This window comes from Pseudonocardia sp. NPDC046786 (genome assembly GCF_040645415.1).
Taxonomy (GTDB): domain Bacteria; phylum Actinomycetota; class Actinomycetes; order Mycobacteriales; family Pseudonocardiaceae; genus Pseudonocardia; species Pseudonocardia kongjuensis.
The window spans coordinates 180,710-197,866 of the sequence record NZ_JBEYYF010000009.1; the positions used below are offsets into that span (position 1 = coordinate 180,710).

The 17,157-nt window shown below is 74.7% G+C and carries 16 protein-coding genes and 1 pseudogene; 11 read left to right on the plus strand and 6 right to left on the minus strand.

The window, feature by feature from the left end; all coding sequences use genetic code 11:
* Positions 1–52 precede the first annotated feature (52 nt).
* The 5 genes from ABZ881_RS14110 to ABZ881_RS14130 are packed head-to-tail and all read left to right on the plus strand — an operon-like array spanning position 53 to position 5,162.
* Positions 53–892 (plus strand): ABC transporter permease subunit, encoded by an 840-nt coding sequence (locus tag ABZ881_RS14110; protein ID WP_358484645.1) that lies wholly within the window; start codon positions 53–55, stop codon positions 890–892.
* The gene (locus ABZ881_RS14115; protein WP_358484646.1) at positions 889–1,602 is read left to right on the plus strand and encodes an ABC transporter ATP-binding protein; all 714 of its coding nucleotides are present in this window, start codon (positions 889–891) and stop codon (positions 1,600–1,602) included. The genes ABZ881_RS14110 and ABZ881_RS14115 overlap by 4 nt, the downstream gene beginning before the upstream one ends.
* On the plus strand, positions 1,592–2,644 hold the full coding sequence (locus ABZ881_RS14120) for an ABC transporter substrate-binding protein (protein ID WP_358484647.1): 1,053 nt from the start codon (positions 1,592–1,594) through the stop codon (positions 2,642–2,644). Before ABZ881_RS14115 ends, ABZ881_RS14120 begins: the two co-directional genes overlap by 11 nt.
* Complete coding sequence (locus ABZ881_RS14125; protein WP_358484649.1) at positions 2,641–3,747, plus strand: LLM class flavin-dependent oxidoreductase; 1,107 nt, start codon at positions 2,641–2,643, stop codon at positions 3,745–3,747. The genes ABZ881_RS14120 and ABZ881_RS14125 overlap by 4 nt, the downstream gene beginning before the upstream one ends.
* Entirely contained in the window at positions 3,744–5,162 is a 1,419-nt protein-coding gene (locus tag ABZ881_RS14130) for a protein adenylyltransferase SelO (RefSeq protein ID WP_358484650.1), read from the plus strand. Before ABZ881_RS14125 ends, ABZ881_RS14130 begins: the two co-directional genes overlap by 4 nt.
* A 245-nt stretch (positions 5,163–5,407) precedes the next feature.
* On the opposite strand, the gene ABZ881_RS14135 is transcribed toward ABZ881_RS14130, so the two are convergent.
* From ABZ881_RS14135 to cysC, 3 genes are read right to left on the minus strand one after another with little or no spacing between them, the layout of a single operon-like run.
* Positions 5,408–6,196, minus strand: a complete 789-nt coding sequence (locus ABZ881_RS14135; RefSeq protein WP_358484652.1) for a sulfotransferase — start codon at positions 6,194–6,196, stop codon at positions 5,408–5,410.
* Positions 6,197–6,199: 3 nt separating this feature from the next.
* Positions 6,200–7,162, minus strand: coding sequence for a hypothetical protein (locus ABZ881_RS14140; RefSeq protein ID WP_358484654.1), 963 nt, complete (start codon positions 7,160–7,162; stop codon positions 6,200–6,202).
* A complete protein-coding gene (gene cysC / locus ABZ881_RS14145; protein WP_358484655.1) occupies positions 7,162–7,815 on the minus strand; it encodes an adenylyl-sulfate kinase in 654 nt (217 codons plus the stop codon). The genes ABZ881_RS14140 and cysC overlap by 1 nt, the downstream gene beginning before the upstream one ends.
* Before the next feature lie 655 nt (positions 7,816–8,470).
* On the opposite strand from cysC, the gene ABZ881_RS14150 reads away from it, so the two are divergent.
* From ABZ881_RS14150 to ABZ881_RS14165, 4 genes are read left to right on the plus strand one after another with little or no spacing between them, the layout of a single operon-like run.
* Entirely contained in the window at positions 8,471–9,361 is an 891-nt protein-coding gene (locus ABZ881_RS14150) for a MetQ/NlpA family ABC transporter substrate-binding protein (protein ID WP_358484657.1), read from the plus strand.
* Positions 9,361–10,401 carry a methionine ABC transporter ATP-binding protein gene (locus ABZ881_RS14155; RefSeq protein ID WP_358484659.1) on the plus strand — a complete coding sequence of 347 codons (1,041 nt, stop codon included), beginning with the start codon at positions 9,361–9,363 and terminating at the stop codon, positions 10,399–10,401. Before ABZ881_RS14150 ends, ABZ881_RS14155 begins: the two co-directional genes overlap by 1 nt.
* The gene (locus tag ABZ881_RS14160; RefSeq protein WP_358484661.1) at positions 10,398–11,069 is read left to right on the plus strand and encodes a methionine ABC transporter permease; all 672 of its coding nucleotides are present in this window, start codon (positions 10,398–10,400) and stop codon (positions 11,067–11,069) included. The genes ABZ881_RS14155 and ABZ881_RS14160 overlap by 4 nt, the downstream gene beginning before the upstream one ends.
* 21 nt (positions 11,070–11,090) lie before the next feature.
* Positions 11,091–12,437, plus strand: coding sequence for an NtaA/DmoA family FMN-dependent monooxygenase (locus ABZ881_RS14165; protein WP_358484662.1), 1,347 nt, complete (start codon positions 11,091–11,093; stop codon positions 12,435–12,437).
* A gap of 7 nt (positions 12,438–12,444) precedes the next feature.
* On the opposite strand, the gene ABZ881_RS14170 is transcribed toward ABZ881_RS14165, so the two are convergent.
* Positions 12,445–12,852, minus strand: coding sequence for a DUF3040 domain-containing protein (locus ABZ881_RS14170; RefSeq protein WP_358484664.1), 408 nt, complete (start codon positions 12,850–12,852; stop codon positions 12,445–12,447).
* A gap of 108 nt (positions 12,853–12,960) precedes the next feature.
* On the opposite strand from ABZ881_RS14170, the pseudogene ABZ881_RS14175 reads away from it, so the two are divergent.
* Positions 12,961–13,422: pseudogene (locus ABZ881_RS14175) on the plus strand (magnesium transporter); the annotation flags it as partial.
* Here ABZ881_RS14175 and ABZ881_RS14180 read toward each other — a convergent pair.
* Together ABZ881_RS14180 and ABZ881_RS14185 are read right to left on the minus strand one after the other, a co-directional pair.
* Positions 13,386–14,522: a TerC family protein gene (locus ABZ881_RS14180; RefSeq protein ID WP_358484666.1), complete on the minus strand. Its 1,137-nt coding sequence runs from the start codon at positions 14,520–14,522 to the stop codon at positions 13,386–13,388. The pseudogene ABZ881_RS14175 and the gene ABZ881_RS14180 overlap by 37 nt on opposite strands.
* A gap of 274 nt (positions 14,523–14,796) precedes the next feature.
* On the minus strand, positions 14,797–15,936 hold the full coding sequence (locus tag ABZ881_RS14185; protein ID WP_358484668.1) for an SDR family NAD(P)-dependent oxidoreductase: 1,140 nt from the start codon (positions 15,934–15,936) through the stop codon (positions 14,797–14,799).
* A 357-nt stretch (positions 15,937–16,293) separates the two neighbouring features.
* Here ABZ881_RS14185 and ABZ881_RS14190 point away from each other — a divergent pair, with 357 nt between their 5' ends.
* Positions 16,294–17,118: a sigma-70 family RNA polymerase sigma factor gene (locus tag ABZ881_RS14190; protein ID WP_358484670.1), complete on the plus strand. Its 825-nt coding sequence runs from the start codon at positions 16,294–16,296 to the stop codon at positions 17,116–17,118.
* Positions 17,119–17,157: the final 39 nt, after the last annotated feature.

Genomic DNA, 17,157 nt, shown 5'->3' on the forward strand with positions numbered 1-17,157 from the left:
CGCTGAGGACACCCGCACCCGCGCATCCCTGCACCCGATCCGGGAGACACCTGTGTCCTCATCCACCCTCGACCGCGCCTCCGGGGAGCGGGCCGCGGCGCCGCCACCGGCTGCCGCCCGCCGTCGCGGCCCGGACCTGCGCCGCTGGATCTCACCCGTCGCGCTGGTGCTGCTCTGGCAGCTCGCGTCGTCCACCGGGCTGCTCGCCGAGGACGAGCTCGCCTCACCGCTGCGGGTGCTCACCGCCGCCGTCGACGTCACGCTCACCGGCGAGCTGCCCGAGGGGCTGGCGGTCTCGCTCGGCCGGGTCCTGGTCGGCGTCGCGCTCGGCCTGACCGTCGGCGTCGGGCTGGGCCTGCTCTCCGGGCTGTCCCGGTGGGGCGGGCTGCTGGTCGATCCGCCGGTGCAGATGCTGCGCACGCTGCCGCACCTGGCGCTGGTGCCGCTGTTCATCCTGTGGTTCGGGGTCGGCGAGCTGCCCAAGGTGCTGCTGGTCGCGCTCGGCGTGCTCTTCCCGATGTACCTGAACGTGCACGCCGGGGTCCGCGGCGTCGACCCGAAGCTGATCGAGGCCGCGTCGGTCTCCGGGTTCACCCCGGCCGAGCGGCTGCGGCACGTGGTGCTGCCCGGCGCGATGCCCTCCACCCTCACCGGTCTGCGGCTGGCGCTCGGCGTGGCCTGGCTGTCGATCGTGGTCGCCGAGACCACCGCCGCCGACGCCGGGCTCGGCTACATGATCATGAACGCGCGGGAGTTCCTGCGTACCGACGTGATCGTCGTCGGGCTCGCGGTGTATGCGCTGCTCGGGCTGTCCACCGACGCGCTGGTGCGCAGGCTGGAGCGGACCGTGCTCGCCTGGCGCCCCGCCGGACCGGCCGGGGCCGACCGGTGAGCGCCCGCGTCCGCGGCCTGACCCGCGAGTTCGCCGGCCGCCGCGTCCTCGACGGGCTCGATCTCACCATCGATGACGGCGAGTTCGTCGCCCTGCTCGGCCGCTCCGGTTCCGGCAAGTCCACCCTGCTGCGGCTGCTCGCCGGGCTCGACGACACCTCCGACGCCGGCGTGTCCGGTGCCGTCGACGTGCCCGGCTCGGTGGCCGTCGCCTTCCAGGAGCCGCGATTGCTGCCGTGGCGCTCGGTCCGCGACAACGTCGCGCTCGGCCTGCACCGCGATCTCGGCACCGAGACCCCGGGCACGGTCGCCGACCGGGCGCTCGACGAGGTCGGCCTCACCCCGCGCGCCGGCGCCTGGCCGCTGACCCTGTCCGGCGGCGAGGCGCAGCGCGCGTCGCTGGCCAGGGCTCTGGTCCGCGAGCCGGAGCTGCTGCTGCTCGACGAGCCGTTCGGCGCGCTCGACGCGCTGACCCGGATCACCATGCACACCCTGGTCCTGGACCTGTGGCGCCGGCACCGGCCCGGCGTGCTGCTGGTGACCCACGACGTCGACGAGGCGCTGCTGCTCGCCGACCGGGTGCTGGTGCTCGCCGACGGCCGGATCGGCGCCGAGCACCTGCCCGGCGACCGGCCCCGCGACCCGGAACGGCTGGTCGCGCTGCGCCGCACCGTGCTCGACGAGCTGGGGGTGGCCGAGGATGCGACGTGAGCCGCGGGTACTCGCCGCGCTCCTGCTGGCCGCGCTGCTCGCACTGGCCGGCTGCTCGAACGTCCCCCTGGAACGCCCGCCGGTGCAGCCCCCGGTGGACGACGCCGCGCTGGCGGGGGTCACCCTCGTCGTCGGTGACCAGCGGGGCGGTTCGCAGTCGCTGCTGCGCGCGGCCGGGCTGCTCGACGACCTGCCCTACCGGGTGCAGTGGCGCACCTTCACCTCCGGGCCGCCGCTGATCGAGGCCGCCCGGGCCGGCGCGATCGACCTCGGCGGCACCGGCAACACGCCGGTGATCTTCGCCGCGGCCGCGAAGGCACGGGTGCAGATCGTGTCGGCGAACCGGGGCAACGTCGAGAGCGACGCGATCCTGGTCCGGGACGACTCGCCGCTGCGGTCGGCCGCGGAGCTGCGCGGCAAGCGGGTCGCCGTCGCCAAGGGCAGCTCCGCGCACGGGCAGCTGCTGTACACGCTGCGCGCGGCCGGGCTGGCCCTGGACGACGTCGATCTCACCTTCCTGGCCCCGGCCGACGCGTTCGCGGCGTTCCAGCAGGGCGACGTCGACGCCTGGGCGGTGTGGGACCCCTACACCACCCAGGCCGAGCTGGACGGCGCCCGGATCATCGCCGACGGCGAGGGCACCGCGAACGGCTACGGCTTCCAGGTGGCGTCGAACGCCGCGCTCGCCGAGCCCGCGCGCAGCGCCGCCGTCGCCGACCTGCTCGCCCGGATCGCCGCCGCGCAGGCCTACTCCGACACCCACCGCGAGCAGCGGGCCCAGATGTGGAGCGAGGAGACGAAGCTGCCGATCGAGGTGACCCGGCGGGCCGTCGGACGCGGGCCCGACCAGCCGATCCCGCTGGACGACGACGTCGTCGCCTCCCAGCAGGCGCTCGCCGACGCGTTCTCCGACGCCGGCGTCATCCCCGGCCGGGCCGACTTCGCCGCGTTCGTCGACCGGCGGTTCGAGCGGAGCACACTGGACGCCGCCCGGGACGGCATCCCCGGCACCCCGACCGACACCCGAGGAGGCGCACGATGACCGTCGTCCCGCACTGGTTCCTGCCGACCGCAGGCGACGGCCGCACCATCGTCGCCCGCCGGCACGCCGACCGCGGCGAGGCCGGCAGCACACCGCGCGACCCGGACATCGACTACCTCGCCCAGGTGGCCCGCGCCGCGCAGGCGCAGGGCTTCGACGGGGTGCTCACCCCGACCGGGACGTACTGCGAGGACGCCTGGCTGACCACCGCCGCGCTGCTCCGCGACACCAGCACGCTGCGCTACCTGGTGGCGTTCCGGCCCGGGGTGCTGTCGCCGACGCTGGCCGCCCAGATGGCGTCGACCTACCAGCGGATCTCCGGCGGGCGGCTGCTGCTCAACATCGTGACCGGTGGCGACGCCGTCGAGCAGCTGCGGTTCGGTGACCGGGCCGCGCACGACGAGCGCTACGCCCGCACCGACGAGTTCCTCACCGTGCTGCGCGCCGCCTGGGGCGCCGAGCCGGCCGACTTCACCGGCGAGCACTACCGGGTCGAGGGCGCGACCACCTTCGTGCCGCCCGATCCGCTGCCACAGATCTACTTCGGCGGATCGTCGGACGCCGCGCTGCCGGTGGCCGCCCGGCACGCCGACGTCTATCTGACCTGGGGCGAGCCGCCCGAGGCGGTCGCCGAGAAGATCGGCCGGGTGCGCAAGCTCGCCGACGACCTGGGCCGCAGCCCGCGGTTCGGGATCCGGTTGCACGTGATCACCCGGGACACCGCCGACGAGGCGTGGGCGCAGGCACGGGCGCTGCTCGACGCGCTCGACCCGGACGAGATCGACCGTGCCCAGGCGACCCTGCGGTCCAGCCAGTCGGTCGGCCAGCAGCGGATGCTGGCGCTGCACGGCGGATCCCGGGAGGGCCTGACGATCGCGCCGAACCTGTGGGCCGGCGTCGGCCTGGTCCGCGGCGGCGCCGGCACCGCACTCGTCGGCAGCCACACCGAGGTCGCCGACCGGATCGCCGAGTACCACGACCTCGGGATCGAGGAGTTCGTGCTGTCCGGCTACCCGCACCTGGAGGAGGCCTACCGGGTCGGCGAGGGCCTGCTGCCGGAGCTGCGCCGGCGCGGCCTGCTCGACCGCGCAGTCCGGTCGTGACCGGCGGGCCGCAGCTCGACGACTCCTACGCCCGTGCGGTGCCGGAGCTGTCGCTGCCGTGGACGGCGGTGCGCGCCCCGGCGCCCCGGCTGCTGCTGCTCAACGACGCGCTCGCCACCGGGCTGGGCCTCGATCCGGCCACGCTGCGCGCCCCGGACGGGGTGGCGCTGCTGGTCGGCAACGGGCCGCCCGGCGGTGTGCGGCCGGTCGCCCAGGTCTACGCCGGTCACCAGTGGGGCGTGTGGAAGCCGCGGCTGGGCGACGGCCGGGCGCTGCTGCTCGGCGAGCTCGTCGATCCCGGTGGTCAGCGCCACGACCTGCACCTCAAGGGGACCGGCCCGACGCCGTTCGCCCGCGGCTACGACGGCATGGCGGCGATCGGGCCGATGGTGCGCGAGTACCTGATGGGCGAGGCCATGCACGCCCTGGGGGTCCCGACGACCCGGGCGCTGGCGGTCACCGCGACCGGGGCGCAGGTGCAGCGCGACACACCACTGCCGGGCGCGGTGCTGTGCCGGGTTGCCGCCAGCCACCTGCGCATCGGGACCGTCCAGTACGCGGCCGCGACCGGCGACCGGGACCTGCTGCGCGCGCTCGCCGATCACGCGATCGCCCGCCACCATCCGGCCGCGGCCGACGCCGCCCAGCCCTACCTGGAGCTGTTCCGGGGCGTGGTCGACGCGCAGGCGTCCCTGGTGGCGCGCTGGATGCTGATCGGCTTCGTGCACGGCGTGCTGAGCACCGACAACACGACGCTGTCCGGCGAGACCATCGACTACGGCCCGTGCGCCTTCATGGACGCCGTCGATCCGGCCACCGTCTTCAGCTCGCTGGACACCACCGGCCGCTACGCCTACGGCGCGCAGCCGGACATCGTGGGCTGGAACCTGGCACGGCTCGGCGAGAGCCTGGCCCCGCTGATCGGCGACGACGCGGCCGTGCACGATGTGCTCGCCGGCTACCCCGCGGCCCACCGGCGGTACTGGACGGCCGGGATGGCCGCGAAGCTCGGGCTCGCCCGGGAGGACGAGCAGCTGGGCACCGACCTGATGGAGCTGCTGCACGCGCAGCGGATCGACTTCACGTCGTTCTTCCGGGCGCTGTCCGCGGGCACCGCGCGCGACCTGTTCCTCGACCGGGCCGCGTTCGACGCGTGGGCCGCGCGCCGGGATGCGCTGCTCCCGGCCGACCGGGCCGCGGTCGCGCGGGCGATGGACCGGGTGAACCCGGTGTACGTCCCGCGCAACCATCTGGTGGACGCCGCGCTGGACGCCGCCGGGCAGGGTGACCTCGGGCCGGTGCACGAGCTGCTCGCGCTGTTCGCGGCGCCGTACGACGAACGCCCCGGCCGCGCGGAGTTCGCCCGCCCCGCCCCCGGCGGCACCGCCCCGCACGTCACCTACTGCGGGACCTGACCGGCCCGACCGGCCCCGACCTGCCGGCGCCGCACCCCGGCCTCAACGGCGCACCACCTGGAGCAGGTGCGAGACAGCGGCAGGGGTGCGCGGAGGCGTCAGCGGTGCGAGACCGCGGCAGCGGTGCGGCGCCGGGGGTGCGGGCCGGGCGACGGGGTGCGGCAGCGCACACGGCCGGATCGGCGCCGGAGGTCAGCGCCGGACGTCAGCGTCGGGGGGCAGCGCCGGAGGCCGGCGCCCCGGGGTCAGCGCAGCCAGTCGGCCAGGTCCCAGCCGGTGCGCCCGGCGACCCGCGGCACGTCGTCGGCGAACCGGGGCAGCGCCTCGGCCCGCTCCGCCGGGGTCGGTCCGGCGGTGCGTCCGTGCACGTCGGGCCGGACGTTGTGCCGGGGCACCCCGGCCACGACCCCGGTCGCCACGCCGAGGAACCGGCACACCCGGTCGATCGTCTCCCCCGGCGCGTCGCGCAGGTCCCGGTAGCGGATCAGCAGCACCTGTTCCGGCGCGAACAGCGTGTCCAGGTGCGCGAGCTGCTCGCCGTAGCGGCCCTGCGCGGTGTAGTGCCAGAAGTGCGCCCAGCCCTGCTCGATCCGCCGGGGCTCGGCGCGCAGCGCCGCACCGAAGTCGGCCTCCGGCTCCAGACCGGCACCGCGCAGGTGCGCCCAGTTCGAGTGCGCGCGCTCGACCGGGTCGCGCAGCACCGCGATCAGCTTCGCCGCCGGGACGAGCTCGCGGATCCGGCGCTGGGCCGCGGTGTCGTAGAGGTAGAACACGGTGGACTCGCCGCGGCGCGCGCCGGGCGGGGCCGCCTCGAACAGCTTCTCGTAGTCGGCGCGCCGCCACACGTGCTCGGCCCAGGTCTCGACGTCTCCGGGGCCGCCGCCGGAGATCGGCGGCGGCCCGTCGGTGAGGAAGAACTTGGGTTCCTTCGGCTCGGTCAGGAACAGGTCGGGATGCCGGTTCAGCGCGCGGTGCAGCGCGGACGTCCCGCACTTGGGCGCGCCGATCAGCAGGAAGTCGGGCGGTCCCGGCACCGATCAGGCCGTCCCGTCCGGCCCGGCGGCCGGTACCGGCTGCTGCGCGGGCACCGGCGGGCGGAGCAGCTCGGTCCGCAGCTCGTGCGCCCCGTCGGCCCGGGTGGCCTCGTAGAACAACCGGTACCCGCCGTCCGGCCGGCCGACCGCGCTCAGGTAGCGCAGCCCGCCCGGCCCGTGCGGTGACCGTGCCACCGGCTCGCCGCCCTGCGGGGTGAACCCGTCGGCGGCGTCCGCGGTGCCGTAGGCGAGCCCGGTCCGCTCCTCCCAGTTCTCCCCGGCGCTGGCCCGGCCGTCGTAGGTGGCGGACCAGCGGCCGTCCACCCGGAAGACCGCCGACACCCGGACCCCGCGGGCGTCCCACCGGCCCGCCCGCCCGGCCAGGGCGGTGCCCCGGTGGGTCCAGTCCAGGCCGTCCGGCGAGGTGTAGTGCTCGGTGGTCATCCGGTCCTCCTGCCCGGCGACGTCGAGCGGGTGCACCGACGCCCACAGGTGCCAGGTCCCGCCGTCGACGACGATCACCGGGTCCTTCACGGCGTGCGTCGCGTCGCCCGGCAGCACGGTGCGGCGCGGCGCGACGGGCAGCTCCTCAGGGGTGGCGGCCTCCAGGACGTCCACCCACCAGTGCTTCGATCCTGTTGTGGCGCACGAGATGTAGAGCCGCCACCGACCTTCCGGCGTCCGGACGAGCGCGGGCCGCTCCAGCGACTCCGCGCCGAACCGGTCCTTGGTCACCTCCCCGACCGGGTGCACGGTGGTCCCGTCCGCGGAGCGGGCGAGCACCACCGACAGCCCGCGGCCCGCCGCCAGCGGGGCCCGCATCCGGTAGGCCAGCAGGTAGCTCCCGTCGGCGTCGAGGACCGCGCTCGGCGCACCGGCCCAGTGGCCGGCCCCCGATCCCGGTGGTGCGACGGCGACGGTCGCGTCGTCCCAGCGCGGCAGCGGCAGCAGTGGGGACAGCGGCATCAGGGGTTCTCCTCGTCCCGGGCAGGCACGCCGGCCAGCCCGCGTCCGGTCAGGTGGTCCACCAGCAGCGTCACCGAGTCGGCGACGGACTGCCGGTGTGCGGGGAGCACGAGGTCCGGCGAGCGCGGTTCCTCGTACGGGTCGTCGACGCCGGTGAGCCCGCTGATCTCGCCGGCCCGCTGCCGGGCGTAGAGGCCCTTCACGTCCCGCGACGACGCGACGTCCACCGGTGTGCTGACGTGCACCTCCAGGTAGCCGGTGCCGTTCTCCTCGTGCGCGCGCCGGACGTCGGCGCGGACGTCGGCGAACGGTGCGATCGCCGACACCAGCACCAGCACGCCGTTGCGGGCGAGCAGCTCGGACACCCAGCCGATCCGGCGGATGTTGACGGCGCGGTCGTCGCGGCTGTACCCGCGGGCGGCGGCCAGGTGCGGGCGGACGGCGTCGCCGTCGAGCACCTCGACCTTCAGCCCGCGACGGCGCAATACCGGCTCGCAGGCGTGCGCGATGGTCGACTTGCCGGCGCTGGGCAGCCCGGTCAGCCAGACGGTCGCCCCTGGCGCAGAGGTGGCCGCTCCCGGCGCGGAGGTGACCGCCCCGGGTGTGGTCGTGACGGTGGCGGGGCCGGTGGTGGTCCGGTCGGCGTGGGGCATCGGCGTTCTCCGGTGCACGGGGCGGCGGACCGGCCCGTGGTCCGCCCGGGACGGGCACGGACCGCGGACCGCGACCGGGGCCGGGAGCGGGCCGCCTGCCCGGTGGGGCCGGCGGGTGGCGCGGCGGGCCGGGACGGGGCGGGATGGCCGGCGCACCCGGGAGGCCCGGGTGGACACCGGCCCGGACACCACCTCGGTGGCGCGTCCGGAGGGTGGACCACTGTCGTCAGCGACAGATCGCGGACCGGGTACGCCCCAGGTCCAGGTACAGCCGCGCCACCAGGCGCAGGTCGTCGCTCACCCCCCGATCGTGGCCGGTCGGACGGGCGCGGCGCAACCACCCGGCCGTCCGGCGGGCGGTCGCGGTGAGCTTCGTCGCGGCGCCCGCGGGCGGCGGGTTCGTCCGATGTATCCTCGGCGGCCGTGCCGACCGCCCCGCCGTCGGGGCAGCTCCCGCACCGGGGGCGACCACGACGGCGGCCCGGTCCCTCGGGGGCCGTTCCCGGAGCACCCGCTCCCGCCGACGTCCCCGATCCGTACCGGCCGCGCCGGTGCACGGCCGCGACCCGGCCACCCGGCACCCCGCCCGACGCACCGCCGCGCCGTCCCCCGCCGGCGTCACCCGCCTGCGGCACGGCGCCGAAAGGAACCCACGATGCGCCTGCTGCGCGTCCTGTCACTGCTGGTCCCGGCCGCCGTACTGGCCGTGGGCTGCGCGGCCCCCGGCTCCGCCCCGTCCGGGGACGCCGCCGACGGCGAGTCCCGGACCGTCCGGATCGGCGTCTCCGACGGCGCCGAGCCGTACTGGAACGTCTTCACCGAGAAGGCGGCCGCCGAGGGCATCACCGTCGAGCTGGTGAACTTCACCGACTACAACCAGCCCAACCCGGCGCTGTCCCAGGGCCAGCTGGACCTCAACCAGTTCCAGCACCTGCAGTACCTGGCGAACTACAACGTGCAGAACGACGACACGCTCACGCCGATCGGCGCGACCGCCGTCTACCCGCTGCCGCTGTACTCGACCCGGCACACCGATCTCGCGCAGATCCCGGACGGCGGCCAGATCGTCATCCCGAACGACGCCGTCAACCAGGCCAGGGCGCTGAACGTGCTGCAGTCCGCCGGACTGCTCACGCTCACCGACGGCGGCACCACCACCTCCACCCCGGCCGACATCGACCAGACCGCCTCCCGGGTGACGGTCAGCCCGGTGGACGCCGCCCAGACCGCGGCGAATCTGCCCAGCGCGGACGGCGCGATCGTGAACAACAACTACGCGACGGCGGCGAACCTGACCGAGGAGCAGGTGCTCTACCAGGAGGACCCGGACTCGGACGCGGCGAAGCCCTACATCAACCTGTTCGTCGCCCGGGCCGACCAGGCCGCCGATCCCGACTTCGCGACCCTGGTCCGGATCTACCACGACCAGGAGGTGCTCGACGCGGCCCGCCAGGACCTCGGCGAGGGCGGCGTGTTCCGGGACAACACCCCCGAGGACCTGCAGCAGACCCTCGCGGACATCGAGCAGCAGCTGCGGGCGGGCTGATGAGCACCCCGGTGATCTCGTTCGCCGGCGCGACCCGCACCTTCCCGGCCCGCCGCGGCCCCGGGGTCACCGCCGTCGACGACGTCGATCTCGACATCGCCGAGGGCGGGATCACCGGGGTGATCGGCTGGTCCGGTGCGGGCAAGTCGACGCTGGTCCGCATGATCAACGCCCTCGAGCTGCCGACCGCCGGCACCGTGACGGTGCGCGGGCGGGTCACCTCGGAGCTGTCCGAGAAGGGCCTGCGCACGCTGCGCGGCGAGGTCGGGATGATCTTCCAGCAGTTCGCGCTGCTGAACTCCCGCACGGTCGCGGGCAACGTCGGCTACCCGCTGAAGGTGGCCGGCTGGTCGCGCGAGGCGCGCCGGGCCCGGGTCACCGAGCTGCTCGAGTTCGTCGGGCTCGCCGAGCTGGCCGGGCGCTACCCGGCCCGGCTGTCCGGCGGCCAGAAGCAGCGCGTCGGCATCGCCCGTGCGCTCGCCACCTCGCCCGGGATCCTGCTCGCCGACGAGGCGACCAGCGCGCTCGACCCGGAGACCACCCGTGAGGTGCTCGCCCTGCTGCGGCGGGTCAACCGGGAACTCGGCACCACCGTCGTGGTGATCACCCACGAGATGGAGGTGGTCGCCGCGATCTGCGACCGGGTCGTCGTGATGGAGGCCGGGAAGGTCGTCGAGCACGGCCCGGTCTACGACGTGTTCTCCGCGCCGTCGCACCCGGCGACCGCCCGGTTCGTGCACGGCGTGCTGCAGGACGTGCCGTCCGCCGAGACGGTCGGTCGGCTGCGCAGCCGCTTCCCCGGCCGGCTGGTCACGGTCGCCGTGGGCGGGCGCGACGGCGGCGAGCGGGCCCAGGAGGTCCTGGCCCGGGTCACCGCCGAGCAGGACGTGCGCAGCACGGTCGTGCACGGCGGGATCCGGGAGCTCGCCGAGCGCCCGATCGGCAGCCTCACCCTGGAGCTGACCGGCGCCGACGCCGCCGTGCAGGCCGTCGTCGACGAGCTGGCCCGGCACACCCGGGTCACGGAGGTGACCGGATGAGCCCCGCCGCGACCGACTGGGCGACGCTGCAGCCGGTGCTGTGGCTGTCCGTGCTGCAGACCATCTACATGGTGTTCTGGACGATGCTGATCGCGGGCGCGCTCGGCCTGCTGCTCGGCGTCGCCCTGCACACCACCCGGGCCGGCGGGCTCTACGCCGACCGGGGCGTGTTCACCGTGCTGAACGTGCTGGTGAACCTCGTGCGGCCGATCCCGTTCATCATCTTCATCACCGCCGTCGGCCCGCTCACCCTGTTCGTCATGGGAACCACCATCGGCACCCGCTCGGTGCTCTTCCCGATGATCGCGATGGCGACGTTCTTCATCGGCCGGATCGTCGAGCAGAACCTGGTGTCGGTGGACCCGGCCGTCGTCGAGGCGGCCCGGGCGATGGGCGCGAGCCGGTTCCGGATCGTCTGGAGCGTGCTGATCCCCGAGGCCCTCGCGCCGCTGGTGCTGGGCTACACGTTCACCTTCATCGCGGTCGTCGACATGTCGGCGATGGCCGGCTACGTCGGCGGCGGCGGGCTGGGCGACTTCGCGATCTCCTACGGCTACCAGCAGTTCAACTGGCCGGTGACGCTGTTGACCGTCGCGATCATCGTCGTCATCGTGCAGGTGGCACAGCTGCTCGGGAACACGATCGCCCGCAGGGTGTTGCACCGGTAGGAGCATGTCGGGAGGACACTTATGCCGCGCAAGCAGATCCACCTCGCCGCGCACTTCCCGGGCGTCAACAACACCACGGTGTGGAGCGACCCGGCGTCCGGCAGCCACATCGAGTTCGAGTCGTTCGCGCACTTCGCGCGGACCGCGGAGCGGGCGAAGTTCGACTTCCTGTTCCTCGCCGAGGGGCTGCGGCTGCGCGAGCACCGCGGCGAGATCTACGACCTCGACGTGATGGGCCGCCCGGACACCTTCACCGTGCTGCACGCGCTGGCCGCCGTCACCGACCGGCTCGGGCTCGCCGGGACGATCAACTCGACGTTCACCGAGCCGTACGACGTGGCCCGCCAGTTCGCCACGCTCGACCACCTCTCCGGCGGCCGGGCCGCCTGGAACGTCGTCACCTCGTGGGACGCGTTCACCGGCGAGAACTTCCGGCGCGGCGGGTTCCTCCCGAAGGAGCAGCGCTACGCGCGGGCCAAGGAGCAGCTCGCCGCCACCGCCGCGATCTGGGACTCGCGCAGCGGCCCCGACGACCGGTCCACGTTCTCCTACACCTCCGGCCAGTTCGACGTGCACGGCCGGTTCGCGCTGCCGCGCAGCCCGCAGGGCCGCCCGGTGATCCTGCAGGCCGGAGACTCCGAGGAGGGCCGCGAGTTCGCCGCGGCGTCGGCCGACGCGATCTTCTCCCGGCACTCCGAGCCGGCCGCCGGCCGGGCCTTCCTGGCCGACGTGAAGGGCAGGCTGGCCCGCTACGGCCGCGGATGGGACGACCTCAAGATCATGCCCGCGGCGACGTTCGTGCTGGGCGACAGCGACGCCGAGGCCGCCGAGCGGGCGGAGGTGATCCGGCACCAGCAGGTGAGCCCGCAGACCGCGATCGTGTTCGCCGAGCAGCTGTGGAACACCGACCTGTCCGGCCGGGACCCGGACGGCCCGCTGCCCGAGTTCGACCCGGTGGAGGGCGAGCTGGTGTCGAAGGGCCGGGCCAGCGTGCGGCAGTACCGCGACCCGAACGCGGTCGCCGACGAGTGGCGGGCGATCGCCGCGGAGAAGAACCTGTCGCTGCGCGAGACCGTCATCGAGGTCGCCGGGCGGCACACCTTCGTCGGCAGCCCGCAGACCGTCGCGGCCGCGATCGACGACGCCGTGCAGACCGACGCCGCCGACGGCTACGTGCTCGTCCCGCACGTCACCCCGGCCGGGCTCGACGAGTTCGCCGACCGGGTGGTGCCGCTGCTGCAGGAGCGCGGCTCGTTCCGCACCGAGTACACCGGCACCACCCTGCGCGAGCACCTCGGCCTGCCGGTCGTCGCGACGACGACCGACCCGACCGAGGCGGCGACGGCGGCACCGGGCGCCGGGCGGTAGGGCAGGCTCAGGAGCGGCGGTCGTCGCCGTCGTGGCGCTGCTCGCCGCCCTCGCCGGTACTACCCTCCCGCTTCGCGCGGGCGGCGATCATCGCCATCGCGAACGGGATGCCCAGCAGCAGGCCGAACGACAGGATCCCGGCGAGCCAGTCGGTCGGCACCAGGACCAGCACGATCACCGCGATCGCGACGGCCTGGAGCACCCGGTCCAGGGAGAACCGGTCGTCGCGGGCCAGCGACGACATCTCCGACTCCAGGTCCGGGTCGGAGCGGCGCAGCTCGCCCTCCAGGTCGGCCAGCGACCGCTCCTCGTCGCGGTTCAGCGGCGACGCGAAGGGGCGCGGTTCGGGATCCGGCGCCGCACCGGTGGGTTCCGACGGCGGCGGTGGCGGCAGGGGTGGCGGTGTGGCAGGCATTGTTCCTCCTCGGTGCCGAGCTGCCGGCGATCCGAGCGTTCCGGTGGACCCCGCTCATCCTAGCGAAACGGACATAGCTCCGCCCGGTCGTACGCCGACTCAACACCGGCCCGCACCCGCGCGATGTGGCCGGCGGTGCTGCTGCTCGCCGCGGTGCTCACGGTGAACGTGCTGCAGATCTTCGAGGACTCCCTGGAGCAGGTCACCGCGCTCGCCCTGTTCATCCCGCTGCTGGTCGGGACCGGCGGCAACGCCGGCGCCCAGGCCGCGTCGGCGGCGGTGCGGGCGATCGCCGTCGTCTGGCGGGAACTGCGGGTCGGCACCCTGCTCGGCGGGCTCGGGCTGGTCGTCGCCTCGGTGCTGGTGGGCGTGCAGATCGCCACCGTGGTCGCGGTGACCCTGGTGGCGATCTGCGGCTGGGCGGCCACGGTCGGGGCGACCATGCCGTTGCTCGCCCGCAGGCTCGGGATCGACCCGGCCGTGGTGTCCGCGCCGATGGTCACGACCCTGGTCGACACGACCGGCCTGCTGATCTACTTCTCGGTCGCCCGGCTGCTGCTCGGGGTCTGAGCGAGCTCCTCGGCGGACCCGGCGGCCGCAGTGTCCGGGCCGGTCCCGTCCGGGCCGTCACCGTCACCGTCGCGTGTGCCGGGGCCGGCGTCCGGTCCGCCGGGCGTCCCGGCACCGGCGGCGGCCCGCCGCCGGGACACCACCAGGCTGGCGACCGCGGCGACCGCGATCGTGCCCGAGATGAACAGCAGCGACAGCCAGATCGGGACCTCGGGCACCGGCACCGGCTGCCCGCCGTTGATGAACGGCACGTTGTTCTCGTGCAGCGCGTGCAGGGTGAGCTTCACGCCGATGAAGGCCAGGATGACCGACAGGCCGTGCGCGAGGAAGATCAGGCGCTCCAGCAGGCCGCCGATCAGGAAGTACAGCTGGCGCAGGCCGAGCAGCGCGAACGCGTTCGCGGTGAAGACCAGGTACGGCTCCTGGGTCAGGCCGAAGATCGCCGGGATCGAGTCGAACGCGAACAGCAGGTCGGTGAGGCCGATCGCCACGATGACCAGCGCCATCGGGGTCAGCAGCCGCTTGCCGTCGATCTTCGTGGTGAGCTTCGCGCCGTCGTACTCGCTGGAGGTCGGCAGCACCCGGCGGACCATCCGGATCAGCCTGCTGTCGGCCGCGTCGCCGTGGTCGCCCTCGTCCTTCGAGAGCGCCTCCTTGATCTGCGAGTAGGCCAGCCAGAACAGGATGATCGCGAAGATGTAGAACACGGCGGCGAACCGCTCGATGATCACCGCGCCGACCGCGATGAAGCCGCCGCGCATGACGATCGCTATCGCGATGCCGATCAGCAGCACCTTCTGCTGGTGGATCCGCGGCACCGAGAACGCCGTCATGATCAGCAGGAAGACGAACAGGTTGTCGACCGACAGCGCCTTCTCGGTCATCCAGCCGGCCATGTACTCGCCGCCGTACTGCCAGCCGGAGAAGACACCGACACCGACACCGAACAGCAGCGCGATCGCCACGTAGCCGGCCGACCAGATGGCGGACTCACGCAACGTGGGTTCGTGCGGGGTGCGGACGTGCCCGACGAAGTCGAACACCAGCATGCCGACCACGAGCGCACACGTGGCGAGCCATACCCAGAGGGGGACGTTCACTGCAAGGACCTCCAGCGCAGGTTGGGGCGCTGAAGGTCTCCTCCGCCCGCTGATCGCGGACCGGCGCCACCGGGATCCAGCTCGTCCTGGTTCCGTGATGACGGCGACGCCGTGTTCGGGAGTACTCCCCTTCTCCGGCGGACGGTAGGGCACACCGTCCGGTTCCCGACAGTCGGGGCCGTCGCGACCTTGGTCACTCCTGCCCGATTCGCGGGGCGGCTGGCAGGACCGGACGGCCCAGGTGCCACCCCTCCGGGTGGCGCACCGGAACGGCTCAGCCGGTCGCGAGCCGGACCGTGACCGCTTCCCGGTCGGTCGTCCGCAGCGAGCGCGGGACGGCGGGCGCGACCGGGGTCGCGGGCCGGCGTCGGGCCGGCCGGTCCACCGGGGCGAGCACCGGCCGGACCGGGCGCTCGGGCAGGACGGCGGGGGCGCCCTCGGGCAGCGACCGGACCGCGGGCGGTGCGCCCCGGAACGGCGTCGGCACCGGTGACGGCCGGGTGTACCGGGGGGTGGCCGGGGTGACCCGCCCGCTGCGTCCCGGGACGTCCCGCCGGCTGCGCTCCGCGACCCTCCGCCCGGCCGTGGCGGCGGCCGTGGCGACCGTGCCGGCGGCCGACGTGCCCGTAGCGGCTGCTGTGCGTGCACCGGTGACTGTGCGTGCGCCGGCTGCTGTGCGTGCGCCGGTGGTTGCGGCTGCCGCGCCGGCGGCGGTGACTGCCGGACCGCCCGGCTGCCTGCCGCCCGCCGGGAGGACCCGGGCTGCCAGCCGCAGCGCCGTCCGCCGGGGCTCCCGGCAGCCGGCCAGCATCCGGCGGGCCCGGCCGGGCACCGACCGCGCCCGGCCGCGGCCGGCATCGGCGAGCGAGCGCCGGACAACCGTCCGCGGATCGGGCGACTCCGGCCCCACCGCCACCGCGGTGACCGGCACGCCGGCCGACCGCAGCACCGCGAGATCGGGCAGCGGGCCGCCCCGGCCGCCGTTCCCACCGTCGACGAGCAGGATCCCGGGGCGCCGCCGACCGGCCGCCGTCGCGGGCACGGGCGCGGGCCCGGTCATCGCCGTGACGGCCGCGCGGACCAGCCGCAGCACGACCTCCGGGTACGGGTCCGGCCCGGTGACCGGGCCGCCGGGCGCGCACCGGGCGGCCTGCACCAGCAGGCGCACCGGCAGGTCCGGGTCGGCGATCCGGCGCTCGACGGCGGCCAGACCGGCGGGTCCGGTCAGGTCGGTCAGGTCGGCCGCCAGGATCTCGACGATGGCGCCGGTCGCCCGGCCGATCCGCTCGGCGGTGACCGCCAGCCGGTCGGGTTCCCGGGCGACCAGCACCACCGAGTACCCGCGCTCGGCGAGCTCGCGGGCGTAGGTCTCGCCGAGGCCGCGGCTTCCCCCGGTGATCAGTGCTGTCGGCATGCCCGAGACGGTAGAGCGAAGCCGCTGTGGGGCCACTGAGAATGATCACCGGGAACGATCGCTGAGACGATCACCCTGACGATCGCTGACCGGGCGGTGACCGGGCGGGTGACCAGGATCATCACCGGCTCCTCCCGATCGCGTGCGCAGCACCTCCGGCACCCGGCGGGCGGGCGCCGCGGACCGCCCGGCGTTGCGACGGCGGCCCCGTTCCGGATACGGTCACAGACCGGTCGCATCGCAAGCCGCTTCTCATCGCGGACATAGTGCGGCGACCGTCAACGGCGATCCGTTCAACCACGCAGCGGACCCCGCACCAGCCATCGGCGAACGCGAGGGACCCAGATGCGCACTGCAATGAGACCGACCACAGGCCCAGACGCCGGCACCGGCAGCACGGCCCGCGAGGGCCGTACCGGCTACGACCACCTGATCCCCCATCTCGAGCAGCTCGCCGGCGCGGACGAGGGTTCGACCACCCGGAGCGACCTGCGCGACCACGTGATCCGCGAGCTCCGCCCGCTGGTCCGCAACCTGTCCCGGCGGTTCGCGCCGGGCGGGCGCGGTATCGAGGACGTCGAGCAGGCCGGGATGCTCGGCCTGGTCAAGGCGGTCGACCGGTACGACCCGGCGTCCGCGACCGGCGGCCCGCTGGGGTTCTTCGTACCCAGTATCCGCGGCGAGATGAAGCGCTACCTGCGTGACCACTCGTGGTCGGTGCGGGTGCCGCGGGACCTGAAGGAGCTCGCCGTCACGGTGCAGCGCACCGCCGACACCCTGGGCCAGGAGCTGGGCCGGGCACCGCGCCCGTCCGAGCTGGCCCGGGAGCTGAATGTCGGGGTGGACCAGATCGTCGACGCGCTGGGCGCGCTCGACTCGCACCGGGCCCGCTCGCTGGACGCCCCCACCGGGGACGGCGCGGAGTCCGGCGACGGCGTCCCGCTCGGCGAGCAGATGGGCGGCGATGACCCGGACCTGCACCTGGCCGCGCACCGCGGGGAGATGAACGCGCTGATCCGCGGGCTACCCGAGCGGGAGCGGACGATCCTGATGATGCGGTTCTACGGCGACCGCACCCAGTCCTCGATCGCCGCCGAGATGGGCATCTCGCAGATGCACGTGTCCCGGCTGCTGAGCCGGACCCTGGCCCGGCTGCGCGAGGGGCTGGCCGAGCAGGACTGACCGGGCCGGGTCCCGCCGGGTCCGGTCCGGTCCGGTCCC